Source organism: Mesorhizobium sp. P5_C1 (assembly GCF_054049815.1).
This window is the reverse complement of sequence record NZ_JBFULQ010000323.1, coordinates 1-6,432: the sequence shown is the minus strand read 5'-3', so window position 1 is coordinate 6,432 and position 6,432 is coordinate 1. Positions and strand designations below refer to the sequence as shown.

General features: G+C 62.1%; 5 protein-coding genes. 3 read left to right on the top strand and 2 right to left on the bottom strand.

What is annotated here, in order from left to right; genetic code table 11:
* Positions 1 to 355, bottom strand: a 355-nt coding sequence (locus ACXJ7R_RS21865; protein ID WP_457153671.1) for a cytochrome c oxidase subunit II transmembrane domain-containing protein, incomplete at its 3' end; no start/stop codon positions are given.
* Positions 356 to 613: 258 nt separating this feature from the next.
* Between ACXJ7R_RS21865 and ACXJ7R_RS21860 the strand changes: the two genes are divergently transcribed.
* The 3 genes from ACXJ7R_RS21860 to ACXJ7R_RS21850 all read left to right on the top strand — a co-directional run bounded on the left by ACXJ7R_RS21860 (position 614) and on the right by ACXJ7R_RS21850 (position 3,866).
* Positions 614 to 1,201 carry an invasion associated locus B family protein gene (locus ACXJ7R_RS21860; protein ID WP_457153670.1) on the top strand — a complete coding sequence of 196 codons (588 nt, stop codon included), beginning with the start codon at positions 614 to 616 and terminating at the stop codon, positions 1,199 to 1,201.
* 258 nt (positions 1,202 to 1,459) lie between these two features.
* Complete coding sequence (tldD, locus tag ACXJ7R_RS21855) at positions 1,460 to 2,872, top strand: metalloprotease TldD (protein WP_457153669.1); 1,413 nt, start codon at positions 1,460 to 1,462, stop codon at positions 2,870 to 2,872.
* Positions 2,873 to 3,173: 301 nt separating this feature from the next.
* Complete coding sequence (locus tag ACXJ7R_RS21850) at positions 3,174 to 3,866, top strand: transglutaminase-like cysteine peptidase (RefSeq protein WP_457153668.1); 693 nt, start codon at positions 3,174 to 3,176, stop codon at positions 3,864 to 3,866.
* 82 nt (positions 3,867 to 3,948) lie between these two features.
* Here the strand turns inward: ACXJ7R_RS21850 and ACXJ7R_RS21845 are convergent, their stop codons facing one another.
* Positions 3,949 to 6,351, bottom strand: coding sequence for a caspase family protein (locus ACXJ7R_RS21845; RefSeq protein ID WP_457153667.1), 2,403 nt, complete (start codon positions 6,349 to 6,351; stop codon positions 3,949 to 3,951).
* Positions 6,352 to 6,432: the final 81 nt, after the last annotated feature.

The window sequence follows — 6,432 nt, the reverse complement described above, 5'->3', positions numbered from 1 at the left end:
GAACCGGGTTCACGCTCGCGCGGAATTTGAAGATGCAATACGCAAGCAGGCACAGCACCAATATGGTGATCGGGACGATGAACCACATCGTGTAGTTCCCGAACCACTCGATCTGCCGCATCATATCGGTCGCCGGCGCCTGGAAGCCGGTCTCCCAGTCCCTGGGCTGATCGGCATGGGCGGATGCGCCGGCGAAAAACGTGGCAGCGGCACTTGCGCCTGCTAGGAATTTTCTCATCGCCCTCATCGTCTCCCAGTTCCTCGAGGCTGTGCCCACGAGAATATCGAACAATGCCGGGACGGGAATCCCGACAGTCTCAAGGTGGTTCAAACCATACTCTTTTTCCCTCCGCAAGAAAGGAGCGGGCGAAACCGTGCGGCATTTTTGCGCGCAAGCCCGGATGTGCCTTTCAAGGCAACGGCAACGGTCCCGAATCGCATATGATCGACCATGGCCACATTCCTGCGGGCCGGGCGTGCCGACCGTCGCAATTCGGGCGAAATTGGCTAGGAAAAGCGCCGTATTGGCTGTTTCGGGGCAGACCGGTTGCGGTCTCGTCCTTTACTTGGCTTTGGCGCGGCTTAAAGTGCCGTGATTCGCAATGGAGCCGTCATGAACTCTTGGCTTTCGAGACTTGCGCTTTCGAGAATCTTGGCGCTTTCGAGAATCTTGGCGAAGGTCATCTTTCTCGCCGCGTTGTCCGCAATCGGCCCGTCCGTTATCGGCCAGCCCGTTGTCGGCTTGTCCAGCCAGGCCAATGCCGCGCAGCCGAGCGGCACCGTCCGCTCGACGCATGGCGCGTGGTCGATCATCTGCGACACGCCGGCCGGCGCCACCTCCGAGCAATGCGTGATGATGCAGAACGTCGTCGCCGAGGACCGTCCAGAGATGGGGCTGTCGGTGGTCGTGCTGCGTACAGCCGACAACAAGGCGGAGATCCTGCGCGTGCTGGCGCCGCTCGGCGTGCTTTTGCCCAACGGGCTCGGCCTCAACGTCGACGGCAAGGATATCGGCCGCGCCTATTTCGTGCGCTGCTTCCAGGATGGCTGCTATGCGGAAGTCATTCTCGAAAAGCCGCTGCTCGATACGCTGAAGACCGGCACGTCGGCCACCTTCATCGTCTTCCAGACCCCGGAAGAGGGCATCGGCATCCCCGTCGACCTCAAGGGTTTCGCGGACGGTTTCGCCGCCCTGCCCTGAGACCTCGGCGTTTGCGAAGAATCCAACTTCAAGATGGATGTCAGCTTTCTTCGCGGCGTCACCAAGTCCAACCTTGAGGAACAGTTCTCGAACTGGGATTCAATGACCGGCGACATCAAGGACTTCGTCAACCAAAAGTGACGTCGACGATTTGTCGGCGATCGCATTTGTCTTCACAATGCAGCGGGGCGATTGTCTCCGGGCGCCTTCGCGCCTACATCGTGGCAAAGAAGCATTCCTCCTGTGAACGGACGCGCCATGAACAGCCTGATCGGCCAATTCGACATTTCAGACGATCGCATCAAGCAGATCGTCGCTGAGACCATCAATGGCGCCGACGACGGCGAACTGTTTCTCGAATACAGCGAGAGCGAAGCGCTGATGTTTGACAACGGCCGGCTGAAGACAGCCAACTTCAACACCGACCAGGGGTTTGGCCTGCGCGCCGTCGCCGGCGAAGCCAGCGGCTATGCCCATTCCAGCGACCTTTCCGAGGCCTCGCTGCTGCGCGCCGCCGACGCTGTTTCAACCGTCAAGGGCGGCTATTCTGGCACGCTGGCCGCGGCGCCGGCCCGCACCAACCGCCATCTCTATGGTGAAGAGAATCCGATCCCCTCCCCCTCTTTCGAGGTCAAGGCAAAGCTGCTGCGGGAAATCGACGCCTGGCTGCGCGCCGAGGATCCTCGCGTGCGCCAGGTTTCAGCCTCGCTGTCCTCATCCTGGCAACATGTCGAGATCGTGCGCGCCGATGGCCAGGTTGTGCGCGACATCCGCCCGCAGGTCCGAGTCCACGTTTCTGTCGTCGTCGGCGATGGCGACCGCCAGGAGAGCGGCTCCTACGGCATGGGCGGACGCAAGGCCTTCGGCGACTTCCTTGTCGAGGACAGCTGGAAGCACGCCGCCAAGGAGGCGCTGAGGCAAGCGCTGGTCAATCTCGAGGCCATACCGGCGCCGGCTGGCACCTTCGACATCGTGCTGTCCAGCGGCTGGCCGGGCGTCATGCTGCACGAGGCCGTCGGCCATGGGCTCGAAGGTGACTTCAACCGCAAGAAGACCTCAGCCTTCGCCGGCCTGATGGGCCAGCAGGTCGCCGCCAAGGGGGTGACCGTCGTCGACGACGGCACCATGCCGGAGCGGCGCGGGTCGCTCACCGTCGACGATGAAGGAACCCCGACGGCCCGCAACGTGCTGATCGAGGACGGCAGACTGGTTGGCTACATGCAGGATCGCCAGAACGCACGGCTGATGGGCATGACTGCGACAGGCAACGGCCGGCGCGAAGGCTACGCCCACCAGCCGATGCCGCGCATGACCAACACCTTCATGACGGCGGGCGACATGGAGCCGGACGAAATCATCGCCTCGGTCAAGAACGGTATCTATGCCGTCTCCTTCGGCGGCGGTCAGGTCGACATCACCTCGGGCAAGTTCGTGTTCGGCTGCACCGAGGCCTACATGATCGAGAACGGCAAGGTGACGCAGCCGATCAAGGGCGCGATGCTGATCGGCAATGGGCCGGACGCCATGCACCGTGTTTCCATGATCGGCAACGACATGCAGCTCGATACCGGCATCGGCATGTGCGGCAAGGGCGGACAGGGCGTCCCGGTCGGCGTCGGCCAACCGCATCTCCGAATGAACCAGATGACGGTGGGCGGCACGCGGGTTTGAATGATCGGCATATCCCAGAAACATCGCCATCCAAGCGGTGTTTTCCGGGGTGCAGCCGACCATGCCCCAGAGCCAAGATCTTCATCCTGACAGGCGCCGGCATTTCGGCGGAATCGGGTGCCGCAATGTTGCTCGACTCTGTGGAGGTCTGGGCCAAAGACGGCGCATTCCAGCCGAATCCATGTCGGCACCTTGAAGCGAACACAATCCACGTTAAGAAATTATTAAGTCTCTAACTGCCTGGGCTGCCTTTTGCGCACGAACGCAGCACCAGCTTCCTGGTTGCGGCGGTGTTTTGGCAATGCGGCATGTCCCCGGCGTTCTCACTTCCTCTTTCCTACTTGGCTTCGTTTCATTGATTGGTGCGACATCGCTGCAGGCCAGTCCGGCGGAAGCACAGTCGACATTGTTCAAGTCGCGATCGACGCAATCTTCCCTGCAAGGGCTGCGCTCTGCCACCGTCGGTGCAAGCACCAGCGTCCCCTACGGTTGGGTCGATTTCTGCCATCGCCGACCAAAAGAGTGCAAGGTGCCCGCTCTGCCTGCCGCGAATGTCAAGCTGACCGCGCAGAACCTGCGCATCCTCAAGCGGATAAATCAGAAGGCGAACAGCTTCATCAAACCGGTCAGCAATTTCGACCACTGGGGCACGATGGTGGACCATTGGGATTACCCCGTGGACGGCAAGGGCGACTGCAAGATCTACGCCCTCTACAAGCGCAAGCTTCTTCTGGAGGCGGGATTCCCCCGGCAGGCGCTGCTGATGACCGTGGTGCGCGACCTGGACAATGAAGGCCACACCATCCTGACGGTGAAAACCGATAAGGGCGATCTTGTCCTGGACAACCTGGTCGATGAGATCAGACCTTGGAATGCGACGGGCTATTACTTCCTCAAACGCCAGTCCCAGCAGAACCCAAACACATGGGTGTCGATCAACCAACGGGGCGGCACGTCGAAAACCCTTACGAATGTTTCCAAGCTGGTAGACTGAGCGGCCTGCCAGACCAGAGCGCTTCAGCTTTTTGAAAGTTCGGTGCCCGGCGACCGGCGGGCAATCCCTGCCTCACTCCTGCCTACTGCTTGCATGGAGGCTCGCCCGGGTGTCCGCAGGCAGGCTTCTTGTTGCCTCGCGGCGGCTGCTGATTGGGCTGTTGCGGCGGACGCCGCTCCTGGACCTGGGGCCTGGGCTGAGCATGGAACTCCGGCTTCTGCGGCTTGGAGAACACCCTCACGTTCGGCTTCTCCTGCAGCTTGAGTTGGCGCTGCGGATTCTCGTTCGGCTTGTTGACCTTGAAATTCCGCTGGACGTTGACTTGCGGGCCGGCGGAACCTCCACCGCCGTTCTGCGGCTTGCGGAACTTCTTGTTCCCGTTTCCCGGAGCCTGATCGCTCGGTCCGACAACGGCCTGGCCGGCGGACAGATCCTTGCGCGTCAACTTCTTCGGCTTGCCGCCACCCTGGTCGGAGAAGACAGCTGGATTGTTCTTCTTGATCCTCTCCTGCACGTTCGGGCGCTGCCCGGCCGGTGCACCGTTGACGGTCGGCAGCTTGTTGAGCTTGCCGTTCTTGCCCTGCCCATTGCCGGCTCCGTTCTGCTGGCCATTGCCCTGTCCGGTAACGGCAGCGCCGGCATTTCCCGTAGCTTGCTGGTTGCCGCCCGAGGTGCCTTGCTTGCCAAGCAGCTTCTTGGACTTGTTGTTTGGCAAATTCTTGTTGTTTGGCAGATTGTGGCCGTTGAGCACCGGCGGTTTGCCATTGACGAGTGGCAGCGTCTTGCCGTTCGCTCCCGGCAGGGTGTGATCAGTTGAGAGCGTCTTCGAGACCGGCTTTGCGCCGGAAGGCTGCCGGCCTTGCGTCATACCCTGGCCGAGTTTGCCCGGGGCGGAAGGGTTCTGGTTAGAGAGCACGGCCTTCTTATGCAGCAGCGGCGGCAGCGCCACCTTGGTCGCGAGCGCTGCGGCGCCCAGTCCAACAGCGGCGCCGGTCAGCTTCTGGCCGGTGGTGAGGCCGCCGCCCTGCCCTGCCTGATTGTTCTCGGTATTGATCGTCGTGTTGTTGATGACGGTCGTGTTGTGGATGTTGTTGAAGATGACGTTGTCGGGCGGCGGCGCAATGTCGTGCGGCGGGTTGACCCACACCGGCACCGGCACGAAGACCGGCACCGGCAGGACAAAGACATCGACTGCCGGCCGCGGCGGCGCCAACACGACAAAATCCGGCGGAGGCGGCGGCAGGAAGATCACCGCGACAGGCGGTGGTGGCTCAAAGTCGAAATCGGGATCGTCGAAATAGAGCACGGGCCGGTCGACATAGATGATCTCTTCCGGTGGCGGCGGCGGCACGTCGTAGTCATAGACGGCAAAATCCTCCGGCGGCTCCAGCGCTGCGTCGAAATGCTCCAGCCGGCGGCGGGCATCCCAGGCATGCGGGCCGTGCGGATAGCGATCGAGGTAGGACCAGTAGGCTTCCGGGGTGTCCCGGAGCCAGGTTTCGCGCCAAGTGATTGCTTCGCGCCGAGCAGCGATGATGGCACGCACGCGCTTGGCCATTGGATCGCGCGGGTAGGCGTCGACGAAATCCTCGTAACCGCTGAGCGTGTCGCGGTCGAGGGCCGCGACATAGGCATCGCGGGCGTCGAAGTCGTGGATCTCTCTGGTCCGGTTGGCTTGGGACTCAGCCTCCGAGACCCTGGGCGCGGGCGCGTCCGGAGCCCGGTCGAAGAAGACGAAGGGCGCCGTGATCTTTGAGGCGCTCCACGGAACCTCCGCGCCCTGGGTCACCTCGTTGACGCGCAGGCGCGTGCGATCGAAGACATCGTCAAGCGGCAGGCCGCCTTCGCGGATCATCTCCGCCAGCGCCTGGGCATAGGCACCGTATGGACCTTTGCCTTCAGGCGCGACCGTACCCGGGGCGGCATTGAACGCAACAAGCATGTTCGGATCGGGATCGACCAGTGCAAGACCTCCGGCCAGCGGCTGGTTCGTCTGCGGGAATGCATTCGGCCGCGCCGCATCGAGCACGACGATATTGACCTTCGTCGGCAGTCCAGCCAGCGACTTGGTGACATCGGAGAGCCGCATCCCCTGAAGCGGGACGTCGGTTGGATTGGCGATCTGGGCATCGACAGGCAAGAAGTAATTCTCGCCTTCGAACTGTACGCCCTGGCCGGCGAGATAGATGAAGACCACCGCGTCGGGACCGGCAGCAGAAACCTTGCCAAGGAAATCGCGTAGCGCGCCGCGCAGCGATTCCTGGTCGACGTCGCGGGCACCGACAACATCGAACCCTGCTGCCTGCAAGGTCTGGCCGATCAGCCCGGCATCATTGGCGGGCGTCGCCAGCGCACCAGACGGATAGGCCGCATTGCCGATGACGAAAGCGAGGCGTTTTTCGCTCTGCGCGAGGGCACCGGTCACCGAAGCGGCCACGAAAATGAAGAGGAGGAAGAAGCCTAGGAATTTCTGGAGCGTCCGCATTTCTGGCCACCAAATATGGAAACGGTGATGGAGCAGGATGGTTCCTTCCTCCAGTGATTTCCAAAATAGACGGGCGCAAAG

Bases quoted from the DNA above. Each gene is read 5' to 3' on its own strand.
- ACXJ7R_RS21860 (WP_457153670.1), top strand. From the start codon at position 614: ATGAACTCTTGGCTTTCGAGACTTGCGCTTTCGAGAATCTTGGCGCTT.
- ACXJ7R_RS21850 (WP_457153668.1), top strand. From the start codon at position 3,174: ATGCGGCATGTCCCCGGCGTTCTCACTTCCTCTTTCCTACTTGGCTTC.
- ACXJ7R_RS21845 (WP_457153667.1), bottom strand. From the start codon at position 6,351: ATGCGGACGCTCCAGAAATTCCTAGGCTTCTTCCTCCTCTTCATTTTC.
- tldD (WP_457153669.1), top strand. From the start codon at position 1,460: ATGAACAGCCTGATCGGCCAATTCGACATTTCAGACGATCGCATCAAG.